Source organism: Kitasatospora sp. NPDC090308 (assembly GCF_044769485.1).
Taxonomy (GTDB): domain Bacteria; phylum Actinomycetota; class Actinomycetes; order Streptomycetales; family Streptomycetaceae; genus Kitasatospora; species Kitasatospora fiedleri.
In genome coordinates, this window is the sequence record NZ_JBIVXY010000013.1 from 66,630 (window position 1) to 82,410 (window position 15,781).

Sequence of the window (15,781 nt, forward strand, 5' to 3'; positions counted from 1 at the left end):
CCGCGGCAGGAAGCCTCCGTCCACCGCCGGCCCTCCCGTCCTTCTCCGGGGCCGTCCTTCTCCTGGGCCGGGCCGTCCGGAGGCGTTGCCCGCGTACAGTGGCAGATCCGGGGCCTGGCGGACGCGTGCGAACGTCGGTGGACGGTTCCGGGCGGCTGCGGGCCCCTCCGGGTGGCTGCGGACGGCGGCGAACGACGGTGCACGGCGGTGAACGACGGTGCACGACAGCGGACGGCTACGGCAGGGACGGTGCGATGGACGGGCGGGTGGCGGTGCGCTCCGACGGCGCGGCGGTGGAGGCGCACCGGCTGCTCTCCTGGCGGGCGCTGCCGCCCTCGCCGGACGCGGCGGTGCTGGTGCTGCACGGCGGCCGGGAGCACGGGGCGGAGCCGCCCACGGCGCTGAACCTGCCCGGGTTGCGGATGCGGCCGTTCGCCGGGGCGGTGCAGCGCGCGGCGGGAAGGACGACGGCGGGCCGGTCGCTGGCGGTGGGCATGGTGCGCTACCGGTACCGGGGCTGGAACGGCGACCGGGCGGACGCGGCCCGGGACGCGGAGGCGGCGCTGGCCGACCTGGTGGAGCGGCTGGGGCCGGTGCCGACGGTGCTGATCGGGCACTCGATGGGCGGCCGGGCGGCGCTGCGGGCGGCGGCCCACCCGTGCGTGCGGGGCGTGGTCGCGCTGGCGCCGTGGTGCCCGCGGGGCGAGCCGACCGCGCACCTGCGGGACCGTTCGGTGCTGCTGCTGCACGGCGACCGGGACAGGATCACCCCACCCGGCGACACCGATCTGTTCGCGCTGCGGGCCCGGGCCGACGGCGCGCGGGTGGCCGGTTACCGGGTGCTGGGCAGTGGCCACACCCTGCTGCGGCGGGCCGGCGACTGGCACCGTGCCGCCGCCGGGCTCGCGCTGGGCCTGCTCGGCCTGGAGGCGCTGCCCGAGGAGGTCGACTCCGCCCTCGCGCTGCGTGGCCAGGACCCGGGGGGCCTGCACCTCGCCCTCCCCGGCCGCCGCTGATCCCGGGCCCCGGGGCCTGCGGTCTCCAGGGCTGCGGTCCCGGGGGCTGCGGTGCTGGGGCGACGGGCGGGTGACCGTCCGGTGACAGGTGGTGCGGATCAGGCTTCCGGCTCGACTCGGGCGGGTAGGGAGCGCACACTCCGGTGGAGGGAGACGTCCGCCAATCGACTGAGGGAGGACCCGCCCATGGGGATCAGCCTGACCACTGATCGGCTCGTCGTCCGGGAGTGGACACCGGACGACGCCGAGGACGCGCTGGCCGTGTACGGCTCCACGGATGTCGCCCGCTGGCTGACGCCCGTGATGGACCAGGTCGTCGATGCCGAGGCGATGCGTTCGGTGCTGCGCGGCTGGGAGCAGGAACAGGCCGGGCTGCTGCCGCCGCGCGGGCGGTGGGCGGTGGAGCGGCGCGAGGACGGGAAGGTGGTCGGCGGCCTGGGCATCCGTCCGCTGCCGCCGTACGACGAGGACCTGGAGATCACCTGGCAGCTCTCCCCGCAGGACTGGGGGCAGGGCTACGCGACGGAGGCGGGCCTGGCGCTGTTGCGCTGGGTGTTCACCCAGGACATCGAGGAGGTCTTCGCGGTGGCCCGGCCCAAGAACGACCGGGCGCACGCGGTGGCGAAGCGGCTGGGCATGCGCTGGGTCGGCGAGACCACCAAGTACTACGGCCTGAACCTCCAGGTCTACCGGATCCGCCCAGCCGACCTGCCCGGCGACCAGTTCTGACCCGTCGGCACCCCGCCTCCTGCGCCCTCTCGCCCCCGCCCCCCGCCTCCCGCGCCCGGCCGACCGGTACAGGCCGGTCCGGGGCGGGGCCGGTCCGGGGCGGGACCGGGGCGGGGCGGGACCAAGGCGGGACGGGACCGAGGCAGGGCCGGGGCTACTTCTCGGTGGGCAGCTCGTAGACGTGGCCGGGGGTGGCGATCGAGGTGACGGCCTTCGCGAAGAGGGTGGAGGGCTCGCTGCCCTCGTGGATGATGTCGGTGTTGAGCAGGATCACCAGGGTGGCGTCCTGCTCGGGCAGGTAGAGGGTGACGCTCTCGTAGCCGGGCAGCGAGCCGTTGTGGCCGACCCAGCCGCCGATCCGGAACAGGCCGAGCCCGTACCCGGCACCGTCGCCGAAGCCCGGGACGGGGATGAACTTCTCGCGTTCGGCCTGGGTGGCGGGGCTGAGCAGGGTGCCGGTGGCCAGGGTCTTCGCCCAGTCGTGCAGGTCGTGCAGGTCGGAGATCATCGCCCCGGCCGCCCAGCCCCAGGACGGGTTCCAGTGGGTGGCGTCGGCGACCTGGCCGTCCAGGGTCTGGTCGGTGTAGCCGTGCGCGTAGGGGCGGGGCAGTTCGGCGCCGCGCGGGAACAGGGTGCGCTGGAGGTGCGCGGGCTCGGTGACGTTGTGGTGGATGAAGTCGCGCAGCGGCATCCCGCCGAGCTTCTCGACCAGCAGGCCGAGCAGCACGGTGTTGGTGTTCGAGTACTGGTAGTCGCTGCCGGGCGGGAACACGTTGTCGTGCTTGAACGCGTACCCGAGCAGTTCCTGCGGGGTGAACGGCCGCTCGGGGTCGCTGAGCAGCGCGTGCACGAAGTCGTCGTCGAAGGTGTAGGAGTACAGTCCGCTGCGCATCTCGGCGAGTTGGCGGATCGTGATGTGCTCCCCGTCGGGGACGCCGTCGAGGTACTCGGCGATCGGGTCGTCGAGGCCGACCAGGCCGCGGTCGACGAGTTCGAGCACGGCGGTGACGGTGAAGGTCTTGGTCTCGCTGCCGATCCGCATGTTGAGGTCGGGCGTCATCGGCTGTCCGGTGGCCCGGTCGGCGACGCCGTCGGCGCGGACGTACGTGCCGCGCCCGGGCAGCCACAGTCCGACGATCACACCGGGCGTGCCGGTCTCCTGGCGCACACCGGCGATCGCCTCGTCCAGCCGGGCCGCGAGGGCCGGGTCGAACGGGCAGTCCTCGTCGTCGAATTGGTGCACGGGTCGGTGAGCGGGCTGCACGGTCGGGCGGGTGAACGTGGCACCGGAGTCGGCCGCGGCCGGGGCGGCGGGGACGAGGGTGCTCAGGGCGAGCAGGGCGACGGCGAGTCGCCGGGCGCGGGGACGGCGCATGGGGGGCATCTCTTCCGGGAGGGTGCGGACCTGTTCCGCACAGGTCACCACCCGGACGCGCCCGACGGCCCCGCCCGGCCGCCGGGACGCGAGGATTCCACCCGTGCGGCGGTCGTCCGCTCCGCCTACCGGCAGGGCGTCACCGAACACGGCCGGCCGGGCCCTCCACCGCCGGACCGCCGACCGGGACCGGCTCGGCCGACGGGCCGTCAGCAGACCGGACGGGCCGTCAGCAGGCCGGGCGATGCGTCAGCGGGCCGGACGGACCGGGTGCTTGCTGAGGATCGACACCCGGTTGAACGCGTTGATGGCTATCGCCACCCAGATCACCGCGGATATCTCCTGGTCGCCGAAGACCTGCCGGGCCCGCGCGTACGCCGTCTCCTGCGCGTCCGCGTCGGACGGGCGGGTGGTCGCCTCGGCCAGCGCGAGGGCGGCGCGCTCGCGCTCGTCGAACACGGCGGCGTCCCGCCAGGCGGCCAGCACGCCGAGCCGCTGCGCGCTCTCGCCCTCCTTGAGCGCGGCCTTGGTGTGCACGTCCAGGCAGTAGGCGCAGCCGTTGAGTTGGGAGACCCGCAGGTTGACGAGTTCGACCAGGCGGCGGTCGAGTCCGGCGTCGGCGGCCGCCTGCCGGACGGCCTCGGCGGTGCCCAGCAGGGCGCGGAACGCCTGCGGGGTCTGCTTGTCGACATAGACCCGACCCGTCGGGGTGGTCACCTCGGTCACCTGGACTCTCCTCCATCGCGCACTGGCGTTCGTCGGCTGGTGCGGTCCATGATAGTTGAAGATGTAACGATTTGCTGGACGTGTTCGCCGACCGACGGCGGCACGGGAGGGAGCACCCCGATGAGCACCACCGACCACGGCACCGCCGAAGTCCTGCCCCCGCGGGACGTCCCGCTCGGCGGACCGCGCGCGATGACCGTCCGCCGCACCCTCCCCCAGCGCGACCGCACCCTGATCGGCGCCTGGTGCTTCATCGACCACTACGGCCCCGACGACGTCGCCACCACCGGCGGCATGGACGTCGCCCCGCACCCACACATCGGCCTGCAGACCGTCAGCTGGCTGTTCAGCGGCGAGATCGAGCACCGCGACAGCCTCGGCGTGCACGCCTTCGTCCGGCCCGGCGAGCTCAACCTGATGACGGCCGGCCGGGGCATCGCGCACTCCGAGACCTCCACCGCCGCCACCACCGTCCTGCACGGCGTCCAACTCTGGGTCGCCCTCCCCGACGCCCACCGGCACACCGACCGCGACTTCCACCACCACGCCCCCGCCCCCGTCCCGCTCCCCGGCGGCGGCGAGGCCCGCGTCTTCCTCGGCACCCTGGCCGGCGACACCTCCCCCGTCCCCACCTTCACCCCGCTCCTCGGCGCCGAACTCACCCTCCCCGCCGGCGCCACCACCACCCTCGACGTCGACCCCGCCTTCGAGCACGGCCTCCTCGTCGACCAGGGCGACGTCCTCTTCGCCGGCACCCCCCTCCACCCCGCCGACCTCGGCCACCTCCCGCCCGGCCGCACCACCCTCACCCTCACCAACACCTCCCCCACCCCCGCCCGCCTGATCCTGCTCGGCGGCCCGCCCTTCGGCGAGGACATCGTCATGTGGTGGAACTTCATCGGCCGGTCCGGCGAGGAGATCGCACAGGCACGGCTCGACTGGCAGAAGGGGGTCCGGTTCGGCGAGGTCCAGGGCTACCCGGGCGACCGGCTGCCCGCCCCGGAGCTGCCGAACGTCGCCCTCAAGGCGCGCGGAAACCGCCACTGACCTGCCGAAACGCCATGTCGCGGCGGCCGTGGGCACCGGAGCCGGAAGGGCGCTCCGCGGCCGACCGCGACACAGTCGGCGGGATCGGCGGAGGCCGCCGACGAGAGCCCGGGCGGCATTCGATGCCCGAGGACCGCAGGGTTCACCATGATCGACACGACGAAGATCATGCCCCCGGGGCAACCATGTCCGACTCGCCGCAATCACGCACCGGCTCGTAAGAGCGTCGGCCTGCGACACGCCGACGACAGCTCCGTCATCCCGCGCACCGGAGCCCGGCCGGCCACCGTTGAGGCCGACCGCCCGACTGGCGGCTCACCCTCGACGGGTGCTTCGCCCTTCCACCCAGCACTTACCGGTCCCGCCCCGAAGCCCTCGACGGCACCGGGGCGCAGGCTTCGGCGGCCGCCGTCAGTCCTCCAACTCGGCGCGCAGGCCGAGGACCCGGGTGTGGCCGGACGGGTACGGGAGGGTGCGGGTGAGGTGGTCGGCGCGGGCGAGGGCGGTGCGGGCGGTGGCGGCGTCGCCGAGGCGGGTGGCGGCGGTGGCGTGGGCGATGAGGGCCTCGGCTTCGGCGAGGCGTTCGCCGGTGGCGTGGGCGCGGGTGGCTTCGGCGGCGGCGATCCGGGCGGCTTCGGCGGGGCGGCCGGCGGCGAGGTGGGCGTAGGCGGCGAGTTCGGGGGCCTGGACGGCGGCGCCGTCGCCGAGGGCGGCCAGGGCGGCGGCGGGGTCGTCGGCGCGCAGCGCGAACAGGGCGCGGGCGCGCCGCACTTCGTGGCGGGCCTGTTCGTCGTGGGGGGTGCCGGCCCGTTCGAGGAGGGCGGCGGCGCGCGGGCGGTCGCCGGTGCGCAGCAGGACGCGGGCGAGGACGGCGAGGGCGTAGGGCAGTGACCAGGCGTCGTCCCAGTCGGCAGCGGTGACGGCGGCTTCGGCGTACTGGGCGGCGGTGTCGTTCTCCTCCAGCAGGAGGTGGAGTTCGGCGAGGTTGAGCTGTTCGAAGGCGGTGGCGACGGGGTCGCCGGACTGCCGGGCGTGGTCGAGGGCCCGGCGGCCGAAGCGGACGGCGTCGTGCAGGCGGCCGTGGCGGCGGGCGTTCTCGCGGAGGGTGGACAGGACGGAGCCGAGCAGGACGGGGTCGCCGTAGGCCTGGGCGGGGGCGAGGGCGCGGTCCCCGGCCTCCCGGGCCTCGCCGAAGCGGCCGGCCAGGCCGAGGTTGATGGCCTGCATGGCGTGCGAACGGGCTTGCAGGAGCTGGCCGGTGGGGCCGGGGACGAGTTCGGCGGGGTGCTGGGCGCGGCGGGCGGCTTCGTACGCCTGCTGGTAGCGGCCCTGGGTCTTGTCGAGGTTGGAGCGGGCGAGGTGGTGCAGGGCGCGGGCTTCGGGGCCGGTGCCGTCGACGGGCGGGTGGGCGGCCAGGACGGTGAGCGCCTCGTCGAGTTCTCCGGCTCGGAAGAGCGCTTCGGCGAGGTGGGCGGCGGTGGCGACGGTGTCGTCGTGGTCGCCGCGGGAGCGGAACTCGGCGAGCGCGGTGCGCAGCACCTCGGCGGCGCGGCCGGGTTCGCCCATCCGGCGCAGGACCTGGCTGTGGGCGAGGCGGGCGCGGGCGGCGTCTGCGTCGAGCCGGGCGACCAGGTCGCGGTAGTAGCGGTCGGCGGTGTCGTTGGCGTGGAGCGCGGCGGCGCGTTCGGCGGCGCGGCGCAGGTACTCGGCGGCGCGCGGGTCGTCGGCGCGGGTGAAGTGGGAGGCGAGGGCGTCGACGGCGTCGGGGCGGCGGCGCTGGACGGCCTGGGCGTAGGAGGCGTGCAGTTGGCGGCGGCGGACGGCGGAGAGCTGCTCGTAGCAGGTGAGCCGGACGAGGGGGTGGCGGAAGGCGAGTCCGGGTTCGGCGCGTCCGGCGATGACGACCTGGCGTTCCTCGACGAGGGCGGCGGCGATGGCGTGTTCGACGGCGTCGGCGGCGGCGGCGCCGGTGACGGGCGGGTGCAGGCCGTGTTCGGCGACGTCGAGGAGTTCGGCGAGGGCGGCCTCGCCGCCGGCGACGGAGAGCGCTTCGACGAAGCGGCGGGCGTGCGGGTCGAGCCGGACGAGGCGTTCGCCGACCAGGTCGCGCACTCCGGCCGGAGGTCGGTCCTGGTCGCTGCCGGGGTCCGTTCCGCGGGCGAGTTCGAGGGCGAACAGCGGATTGCCGAGCGAGAGTTCCCACACCTCGGGGCGGGGGGCGCGGCCGGTGGCGTCGCGGACGGCGGCCAGCACGGCGGCCTCCCCCAGGCGTCCCAGTTCCTCCTTCACGGCTAGTTGCTGGCGCAGTAGGGCGGCGACGGCGCGGCGGCGGGCGTCTCCGTCGGTGAGCTCCTCCTCCCGGTAGGTGGCGAGGAAGCGCAGCGGGGTGCGGCGGTCGTGGGCGCGCCGGGCGAGGTGGCCGAGGAGCTGGTGGGAGCCGGTGTCGGCGGCGTGCAGGTCGTCGAGGACGACCAGGACGGGACGGGTGGCCGCGAGGTCGCCGAGCAGGGCGGCGCCGGCCCGGAACAGGCGGTCGCGCTCCTCCTCGGGGCTGCGGTCGGCACCGGTCGGCACCTGGCCGAGCGAGGGCAGGAAGGCGGCGAGTTCGGGGTACTCGGCGCCGACCCTGGCCCGTTCGGCGGGGTCGTGCTCGGCGAGCCAGCCGTCGAGGGCGGCGGCGAAGACGCCGTAGGGGGTGTGGTCCTCGGCGTCCTGGCCGCTGCCCCACAGGACGGCGGTGCCGTCGGCGGCGGCCCGGCGGGCGGCTTCGGCGGCGAGGCGGGTCTTGCCGATGCCGGCTTCGCCGGTGAGCAGCCGCACGGGCGGCCCGGCGGGGGCCAGCAGTCGGCTCAACTCGCTTTCGCGGCCGTGCAGCCGGGCGGGGGCGGCGCTGCGCAGCCGGGCCGGGAGGGTGGTGGCGGCGGGCACGAAAGCAGGAGCGGGAGCGAGGGCGGCGCGGTGCAGGCGCTCGGTCTCGGGGCCGGGGCGGATGCCGAGTTCGGTGTCGAGCGCCTCGCGGCACCGGTGGTACTGGCGCAGGGCGCGGCGGCGCTGTCCCTGGCGCAGGCAGGCGTCGATGAGCAGGCGGTGGGCGAGTTCCTCGGCGGGGCTGGTGGCGAGGACCTGTTCGGCGCAGGCGGCGGCGTCCGTGTGCTTCCCTTGGTCGAGGTGGGCGGCGGCGAGCCGCAGCAGGAGCTGTTCGCGCAGTTGCGCGAGCCGGGTACGCCGGGCTTCCATCCAGTGCGCGTAGCGGTCCTCGGGGAGCAGTTCGCCGGTGAACTGGCTTATCGCGTCGGCGAGTTGCTCGACGCGCCCGTCGGCGAGGGCGTCCTGGGCGGCCTGTTCGGCGTGGTCGGCGTCGATCCACACGGCGGGGTCGAGCAGCAGCAGTGCGCCGTCGGTCTTGAGGTAGGAGGAGGCGGCGCGCGGGGCGAGCTCGGGTTCGAGGGCGTGCCGGGCGGCGTGCAGGGCGACCCGGAGGCTGCCCGCGGCGGACTGCGGTTCCGCGTCGGGCCAGCACAGCTCCATCACCTCCTCGCGGTGCAGGCAGTGACCGGGCGCGAGGGCGAGGACCTTGACCAGGGTGCGGGCACTGGGACGCGGCCAGCGTTCGGCCAGCGGTGGCCCGGAGTCGCGTTCGGCCCGGAATCCCCCGAAGAGGTGGAGGCGCAGCATGGGTGGTGCGGTATCCGTCCTGTCTGCCTTCGTTGCGCCCATAAGGCCGACAACGGTACACGAACAAGGCGAGTACCCCGCGGGCCGGCGCCCGCGGGGTACTCGCCCCCACTTCATCCGGGTGGCGCTGGGGTCTTCCGAGTGGTTCAGGAGAGCTTGTACGTCGTCATCTGGTGGATGCTGTTGTCGATCGACAGCACCCCGCCGCCGAGCAGTTCGGCGGCCCGGTTGACGCCGAGGGCGTCGGAGTTGAGCGAGACCATCTCCTCCTTGCCGTCGCCGTCCAGGTCGACCGCGAGGTAGTTGCGGCCGCCGCGCAGGGTGGCGGAGCCGATGGCCGAGTGGAAGGAGTTCCCGTCGCCGACGATCGCCGGGTCGTAGGCGGCCAGGCCGCCCTCGACGCCGCCGACCAGGAGCTTCCTCCCGTCGGGGCCGGTGATGTACTGGGCGGTGCGCAGCGGCGCGGTGGTGGAGGTCCAGCGGTCGTCGCCGTTCGCCAGGTACTGGCGCAGCACGCCGAAGCCCATCTCCTGGAGGCCGTCGCCGTCCTCGCCGGTGAAGAAGTTGCCGTGCGACCAGGGGCCGCCGGCCACCTTCTGGTGCAGCACCTCGCCGGTGCGGCCGTCGCGGATCTCGGTGACCGACATCGGGCTGACCAGGTCGGTGCCGCCGCCGCTGATGCCGCCGGGGACGGCCGAGATCAGCCAGGTGTAGACCACGGCGTGGCCGTCGGCGTACGGGATCTTCGGCGAGGCGTAGACCGCGTGGTCGAGCAGCGCGCCGTGGATCTTGCCGTCGACGGCCTCGGCGGGCGCCTTGGGGTCGGCCTGCCAGAGCAGGGTGCCCTTGGCGGCGCCCAGGGCGACGCCGTTCTGCACCGAGTCGACCTGGTTCATGGCGGCGATGCCCGAGTACTGGGCGTACACCTGGCCCCCGGCGACCACCGCATCGGAGAAGACCACGTCGCCCGAGCCCTTCGGGGCGGCGTACGTCCACAGCGGCTTGCCGTCGCCCTTGTAGGCGCGCAGCGCGTCGGTCGGGACGAGGATCTCCTGCCTGCCGTCGCCGTCCAGGTCGGCCAGTGTGACCGAGCGGACGAACGTGCCGCCGCCGTCGATGGTGGCGAGCACCTTGCCGGTGCGGCCGTTCAGGACGACGGTGGCGGTGTCGGCGGCGACCACCACCTCGGGTTTGCCGTCGCCGTTGACGTCGCCGGTGGCGACGGCGTGCACCTCGCCGGGGACGGTGGCCCGCCACAGCTGCTCGGGGGTGCCGGTGAGCAGCGAGGGGCCGGAGAAGGCCCAGACGCCGTCGGAGCTGCCGCCCGCGACGACGTCCTGGCTGCCGTCGCCGTCCAGGTCGGCGGCGGCGGCGTAGTCGAGGTCGCCCTGCAGCGGGACGAGGCTCTGCTGCTTGCCGTTGCCGAGCCTGTAGGTGTGGATGTTCTGCTGCTGGTCGACGGTGCGCACGACGCCGCCGTCGACCTGGTGCAGGCGCGGCGAGGCGGCGGTGCCGTTGACCCGCCAGCGGACCTTGCCGTTGTCGCCCTTGTACGAGGTGAGCACGCCGTAGCGCAGGCCGGAGACGTTCTCGGCGGTGTCGGTGGCCCGGCCGTCCTGGGAGCTGGCGATCAGCGAGCCGTCGACGGTGTCGAGGGCCCAGGTGCTGGGGCCGTCGCCGGTGGTGACGCTGGGCTTGGTGGTGTCGGTCCAGCGGACGGTGGAGCCGTCGTTGCCGTCGAGCACCCGGACGGTGCTGGAGTCGACGTACAGGCTGGGGTCGAAGGTGTCCTCGGCGACGGCGTACTCGTCGCCCGCGTTCTTGCCGAGGTCGCCGGTGGTGAAGGCGGTGGGCAGCACGTTGAGCCGGGTGTCGAGCACGGTGCGGGCGCCGGTGGCCAGGTCGTAGCCGACCACCGAGTACGCCACCCGCTCGGTGTGGTCAGGCTGTTCGAGGGCGACGAGGCGCTTGCGTCCGGCGTCCAGGCGCAGGCGGCGGCCGTACAGGTCGCCGTCGCTCCGCCAGCCGAGCGAGCCGTCGGCGGTGTTCAGCACCAAGGTCGTCCCGTGGGCGGGGGCGGTGGTGGTCATCCGCCGGTCGAAGGAGACCGCGACCTTGCCGCCGCCGAGACCGACCAGGTCGCCCCAGGCGGCGATCCCGGTTTCGCCGGTGTCGTACGTCCAGGTCCTGGCGGGGGTGAGCTTGCCGTCGGCGTAGCCGAAGCGGATGCCGGTCAGGGTGGCGGTGGCGGTCTTGGCGGCGCTGGTGTTCTGTCGGGGGGCGTCGGAGACCAGCAGGGTGCCGTCGACGATCCGGACGATGGTGGTGGAGGCGTACAGCTCGGTCCACAGGGTCTTGCCGGTGGCGCCGTCGAGCACGGTGACGAAGGTGCCGTAGGTGAGGGTCGAGTCGGCCGCCGGGTAGAACGGCCGGTACGGGTTCTCACCGACCCCGGCGGCGATCACCAGGTCGGGCACGCCGTCGCCGGTGAGGTCGGCGCTGTCGTAGCCCTGCGGGGCGCTGGAGCTGAACGGGGTGAACATGTTGTACGCGACCGGGATCCGCACCGGGTAGGGCTCGGTGTCCCAGGGGCGCAGCGGCTTGAGCTGCCAGTCGGCGTACAGCGAGGTGTTGGTGCGGGCCCAGGAGGTGGAGCCGTCGGCCTTGTGCAGCTGGACGTTGCCGAGGCTGTGCAGGGTGAAGTAGCTGCCGTCGGAGCCCGCGGGGACGGTGACGGCGATGCCGCGCACGCCCTCCAGCGCGGAGGTGGCGGTGAAGGTGACGGGCGCGTGGGCGTCCAGGCGGCTGCCGGTGGTCCCGGTCCCGCCTTGGCCGGTGGTGTCGGTCCCGCCGTGGCCGGTGGTGTCGGCGCTCTCGGTGGCGGTGGCCTGCGGGTAGGCGTCGGCGTTGAGCCGGGCGTCGAGGTCCTGGGCCTGGCGGTCGGTCAGCTTGATGACGGCGTCGGTGCCGGTGGTGGCGTCGGCGGCCAGCGCGTACGGGGCGGCGGTGAGGGCCAGGCCCGTGGCGATCAGGCCGGAGGCGAGCCGGAGGGCTCTGCGGTGGGTGGTCATCACTTGGCTCCCTGGGTGAAGCGGATCGCCGAGCCGTCGGTCAGGACGGCCTGGTCGAAGGAGTACTGGAGGGCGTCGGTGCCGGCCTGGTTCTCGATGCCGACGGTGGCGCCGGAGCCCGCCCCGGGCACGTTCTGGTACTGGAAGGTGATGGCGCCGGTGGCCTCGTCGAACAGCACCTCGAAGCTGACCCGCTTCGACTTGTCGGAGACCAGCGGGACGTCGTCCCAGACCACGGCGAAGGTGCGCTTGCCGGCCTTGCCGGTGGTGGCGGTCCGGACGGTGGCCTTCTTGTCGAGCGTCAGGTCGTCCCAGAACGGGGCGACGACGCCGTTCGGCTTGGTGGCGGCGGGAAGCGCGGTGTTCGCGTAGTCGCCGATCCGCGGCTCCAGGAAGTCGACCAGGCCGTTGGTGGTGACGGCGGCGCTGGTGTACGTCACGCCGTAGTACGTCACCGGGAACGGCAGGGCGACCGTCTTGGCGTCCTCGTCGCCGCTGAGCGCGACCTTGTCGGCGCCCTTGACCCAGGAGTACGCGGTCGGGGCGCAGCTGGTGCCGGAGCCGTCGGTGCGGGCCGGGGTCCGCACGGTCTCCTTCAGGTCGGCGGCGACGGCCAGCGGGCCGGTGAAGACGCCGTTGCACAGCACGGGTTGGGCGGGCTTGACGGTCAGCGTGTAGCTGCCCTCGGCGACCTTGCCCAGGGTGTACGAGCCGTCCTGGCCGGAGACCGCGGACTTGACGGGGGTGCCGGTGAGTTCGACGGTCGCGCCCGCCAGCGGCTTGCCGGTGACGTCGAGGACGGTGCCGGTGACGGCGTGCGTCGGGACGGCGGTCATCCCCAGCGGGACGGTCTGCGGCTGCCCGGCAGCGACGGTCAGGGCGTTCAGCGCGAAGTTGGCGTAGCCGTAGCCGGAGGCGGCGATGCTGTAGGTGCCGGGGGCCAGCGCGAGGCGGTAGGAGCCGTCGGGGGCGGTGGTGACGGTGCGGGTGTCGCCCGCGGCGTCGGTGATCCGCACCACGATGCCGGGCAGCGCGGCGCCGGTCGCCTTGTCGGTGGCCTTGCCGGTGATGCTGACGGCGGTGTGCGGGGCCAGGTCGACGGACTTGAGGATGTCGAGCTTGCCCTCGCCCCAGACGTCGTTCACGCCCGCGGTGCCGCCGCAGTGGGTGTCGTCGACGTCCCGGGCGCCCTGGTCGAGCAGCGCGCGGGTGGCGTCGATGTCGCCGATCAGGCCGGGCGCGGCCGACCACAGCAGTGCGACCGCGCCGGCCACGTGCGGGGTGGCCATCGAGGTGCCGGACTCCGCCGTGTAGGCCGAACCCGGCCAGGTGGAGCGGACGTTGACGCCCGGGGCGGAGATGTTCGGCTTGGCCGAGCCGTCGACCAGGGACGGGCCGAAGCCGGAGAAGGAGGCGATCTTGCCGTTCGCGTCGTACGCGCCCACCCCGTAGGAGGGGGCCTGCGAGCCGGGGGCGTGCGAGGTGGAGCAGGTGGTGCCGTCGCCGTCGTTGCCGGCCGCGAACGCCTCGAAGATGCCCGCGGAGTTCCACGCCTCCACGATGTCCTGGTAGAAGGTGGTGTCGCCGCCGCCCCAGGAGTTGTTGACGATGTTCGGCGCCAGGTCGGGCCGCGGGTTGTTGCCGTTGTGGTCGGTCGGCGCCAGCAGCCACTGGCCGGCCTTCAACAGGTACTCGTCCGAGCACTGCGAGGACTCGCAGCCCTTCGCGGCGATCCACTTCGCGTTCGGGGCGACGCCGATGCCGTTCTTGGCGACCATGGTGCCCATGGTGTGGGTGCCGTGGCCGTTGTTGTCGCACGGGGTGCTGGCCGTGGCGCACAGCCCGGTCGGGTCGTAGAAGTTGTAGTCGTTGGTGAAGGTGCCGTCGCCGTTGTTGCCGCGGTAGTCGGCGACCAGGTCCGGGTGGTCGTACTGCACGCCGGAGTCGACGTTGGCGATCACGATGCCCTCGCCGCGCGCGTCGTACTGCGACCACACCTGGTCGGCCTCGATGTCCTTCACGCCCCACTCGGGCGCGCCGTCGCTGCTCGTCTCGGCGGTGGTCGCGGCCGAGACCTGGGTGTCGTCTATGTGGTACCTCTGCGCCTTGACGATCTTCTGCACGTCGTCGCGCCCGGCCAGCTCGGCGACCAGCTTCGCGTCGCCGGTGACCTGGACGGCGTTGGCGATCCAGTAGTCCTGGTGGCCGACCTTCTGCTCGTCCAGGAACTTCTTCAGCGCGCCCTGGCTGCGCCGCGCGGTGTCCTGCAGCTCCCGGTAGGCGGCCTTCGCCTGCTCGGCGTGCGAGCCCTTGCCCTTGGCCTTGCCCAGGTCGGCGCGGTCCTTCAACACCACGAAGAAGGTCGCGTCCTGACCCTGCGCCACCGCGCCGGTCAGGGCCGGGTCCACCTGGACGGTGGCGGAGCCGGACGGGGCGGGGGCGGCGGCCACCGCCGCGGGCAGCGACGAAGCGGTCAGGCCGACCGTCACGGTCAGTGCGGCAGTGGCCCAGAGAGCCGTTCTGCGCCGGTTCTGTCGGGGCAGGTGCATGAGGGGCAGTCCTTCAGGGAGCGAGCAGGATGCCCCGAAGCTAGACAACGACCGTTACTGCGGAATTACTACAGCGCCCGTCACGGCCTCCTGCTCGACCACGTCGCCGTCCGCCTGACCCCGCTCAACCCCAAGCGCCCCGCCCGGGGCCGCCTCGACGCCGACGACACCCTCGACGTCCACGAGCGGCAGGCGCCCCTCCAGCGCGTGCGCGGCTACGAACAGGCCGCCATCGAACAGGTGGAGAAGCCGCGCGTCCGGCTCGCTCCTGCCGAGGACTTCGCCCACACCCTGCGCACCCGGCTGGCACACGACGCCACCGTCCACCCCTGACGCGAAGTCGGCCCCTCGCACCTGCCGAACCGGCCGGCAGGTTGCATGACGCCTCTGCGAGGACCGTCCGGCAGGCCGGCCTCCTCTCGATGATCTCCGTCGTGGTCGGGCGACCCGCAGACCTCGCTCACCGCCGGATCTCGACCAGGCGCGACGCTCGTGGCCCCGGCCCGGTTGTCGATCGCGAACCGCGGCCGCCGCGACCGGGCGCCGCACCCGCTCGGGGCCAGGCGAGCACGACCGCGATGGGCGCGCTGAGGCCGGGACGCGCAGCGCGCCGACAGCATCCGGTAATGCCCCCGTGAGCTGCAGGGTCTCCTGGCCGAGCACCTTCCGAATCGGTGGATCGACGCCCGGTCAGCGCAGGGTGGCGGCCAGGGCAGCGCCGGCTTCGGCGGTGGTGGCGGGGACTTCGGTCCGCCAGGCGGGGTCGCGGACGATGGCCTGCCAGGCAGCCATGGTGAGCGGAGGGGCGGGGCGGTCGGCCAGGCCGAACGGGTGCTCCGGCGACGGGGCCGGGCCGTTGCCCACGATGAGGTCGACGGACGACCCGTCGGCCCGCTCCAGGCGGACCTTCCGGAAGTAGTAGCCCCCCTCGGGGCCCACACCGGTGACGGCGCTGAACACGGTTCCCGTGGCATCGGTGGTGCTGGTGCAGCCGGTCGGTTCGGCCCCCCCGGGGCGGGTGGCGTGGTCGGTCAGGTCCACCTGGTCGCAGTTCCAGGACATGGCCTTCGGGTCGGGGGGGCTCACCACGACGTAGATGTGGGCGGCGCCCCGGCCGTCGTCGTACTCCACCGTGAAGTCGGTCGCGACAGCTCGGGTCCACTCGAACGGGCCCAGCTGGAACTTGCTGAGCTTTCCGCCGGAGGGCAGCAGGTCGGCCAGGATCTTGAGCATCGCTTCGGCGGTGACCGGGACCATCACCGGACCGGGCGGCGTGCCGGTCGTGGTGGCGGCAGGCGTCGCGACGGTCGTGGTGGCGGCAGGCGGCGTGCCGGTCGTGGTGGCGGCAGGCGGCGTGCCGGTGACCGTCGGGCCGGCGACCGGACGGGGCATCACCACCGCGCCCGCGGTGGCCAGGGCGACCACCACCGCGGCGGCACCGGCGATCCGCAGGCGCCGACGACGGCGGCGAATCCTGTGGCCCTGTGCTCTCGCCTCGGCGACGATGGCGCCGACTGGCGAGGCGAGGCCGTCGACGCTCTCGCCGAGCAGGCGGCTCAGATCGTGCTCAAGGTCCATGGCCAGGTTCCTCGT

General features: G+C 74.1%; 10 protein-coding genes. 4 read left to right on the plus strand and 6 right to left on the minus strand.

Annotation, left to right across the window (positions count from 1 at the left end; genetic code table 11):
* Positions 1 to 254: 254 nt before the first annotated feature.
* Together ACIQVD_RS25815 and ACIQVD_RS25820 are read left to right on the plus strand one after the other, a co-directional pair.
* Positions 255 to 1,016 carry an alpha/beta fold hydrolase gene (locus ACIQVD_RS25815; RefSeq protein ID WP_400680791.1) on the plus strand — a complete coding sequence of 254 codons (762 nt, stop codon included), beginning with the start codon at positions 255 to 257 and terminating at the stop codon, positions 1,014 to 1,016.
* Positions 1,017 to 1,202: 186 nt separating this feature from the next.
* Positions 1,203 to 1,745, plus strand: coding sequence for a GNAT family N-acetyltransferase (locus ACIQVD_RS25820; RefSeq protein ID WP_400680789.1), 543 nt, complete (start codon positions 1,203 to 1,205; stop codon positions 1,743 to 1,745).
* 154 nt (positions 1,746 to 1,899) lie between these two features.
* On the opposite strand, the gene ACIQVD_RS25825 is transcribed toward ACIQVD_RS25820, so the two are convergent.
* Together ACIQVD_RS25825 and ACIQVD_RS25830 are read right to left on the minus strand one after the other, a co-directional pair.
* Positions 1,900 to 3,129, minus strand: coding sequence for a serine hydrolase domain-containing protein (locus tag ACIQVD_RS25825; RefSeq protein ID WP_402291854.1), 1,230 nt, complete (start codon positions 3,127 to 3,129; stop codon positions 1,900 to 1,902).
* Positions 3,130 to 3,369: 240 nt separating this feature from the next.
* Entirely contained in the window at positions 3,370 to 3,837 is a 468-nt protein-coding gene (locus ACIQVD_RS25830) for a carboxymuconolactone decarboxylase family protein (protein WP_402291923.1), read from the minus strand.
* A 129-nt stretch (positions 3,838 to 3,966) separates the two neighbouring features.
* Between ACIQVD_RS25830 and ACIQVD_RS25835 the strand changes: the two genes are divergently transcribed.
* A complete protein-coding gene (locus ACIQVD_RS25835; RefSeq protein ID WP_402291855.1) occupies positions 3,967 to 4,893 on the plus strand; it encodes a pirin family protein in 927 nt (308 codons plus the stop codon).
* 411 nt (positions 4,894 to 5,304) lie between these two features.
* Here ACIQVD_RS25835 and ACIQVD_RS25840 read toward each other — a convergent pair whose 3' ends face one another.
* The 3 genes from ACIQVD_RS25840 to ACIQVD_RS25850 form a co-directional block, all read right to left on the minus strand.
* Positions 5,305 to 8,568 (minus strand): ATP-binding protein, encoded by a 3,264-nt coding sequence (locus ACIQVD_RS25840; protein WP_402291856.1) that lies wholly within the window; start codon positions 8,566 to 8,568, stop codon positions 5,305 to 5,307.
* A gap of 146 nt (positions 8,569 to 8,714) precedes the next feature.
* The gene (locus tag ACIQVD_RS25845) at positions 8,715 to 11,639 is read right to left on the minus strand and encodes an FG-GAP-like repeat-containing protein (RefSeq protein WP_402291857.1); all 2,925 of its coding nucleotides are present in this window, start codon (positions 11,637 to 11,639) and stop codon (positions 8,715 to 8,717) included.
* Complete coding sequence (locus ACIQVD_RS25850; RefSeq protein ID WP_402291858.1) at positions 11,639 to 14,188, minus strand: S8 family serine peptidase; 2,550 nt, start codon at positions 14,186 to 14,188, stop codon at positions 11,639 to 11,641. Before ACIQVD_RS25850 ends, ACIQVD_RS25845 begins: the two co-directional genes overlap by 1 nt.
* Positions 14,189 to 14,395: 207 nt before the next feature.
* Between ACIQVD_RS25850 and ACIQVD_RS25855 the strand changes: the two genes are divergently transcribed.
* Positions 14,396 to 14,521: a hypothetical protein gene (locus ACIQVD_RS25855; protein ID WP_400680780.1), complete on the plus strand. Its 126-nt coding sequence runs from the start codon at positions 14,396 to 14,398 to the stop codon at positions 14,519 to 14,521.
* A 357-nt stretch (positions 14,522 to 14,878) separates the two neighbouring features.
* On the opposite strand, the gene ACIQVD_RS25860 is transcribed toward ACIQVD_RS25855, so the two are convergent.
* The gene (locus ACIQVD_RS25860; RefSeq protein ID WP_402291859.1) at positions 14,879 to 15,766 is read right to left on the minus strand and encodes a hypothetical protein; all 888 of its coding nucleotides are present in this window, start codon (positions 15,764 to 15,766) and stop codon (positions 14,879 to 14,881) included.
* Between the last annotated feature and the right edge of the window lie 15 nt (positions 15,767 to 15,781).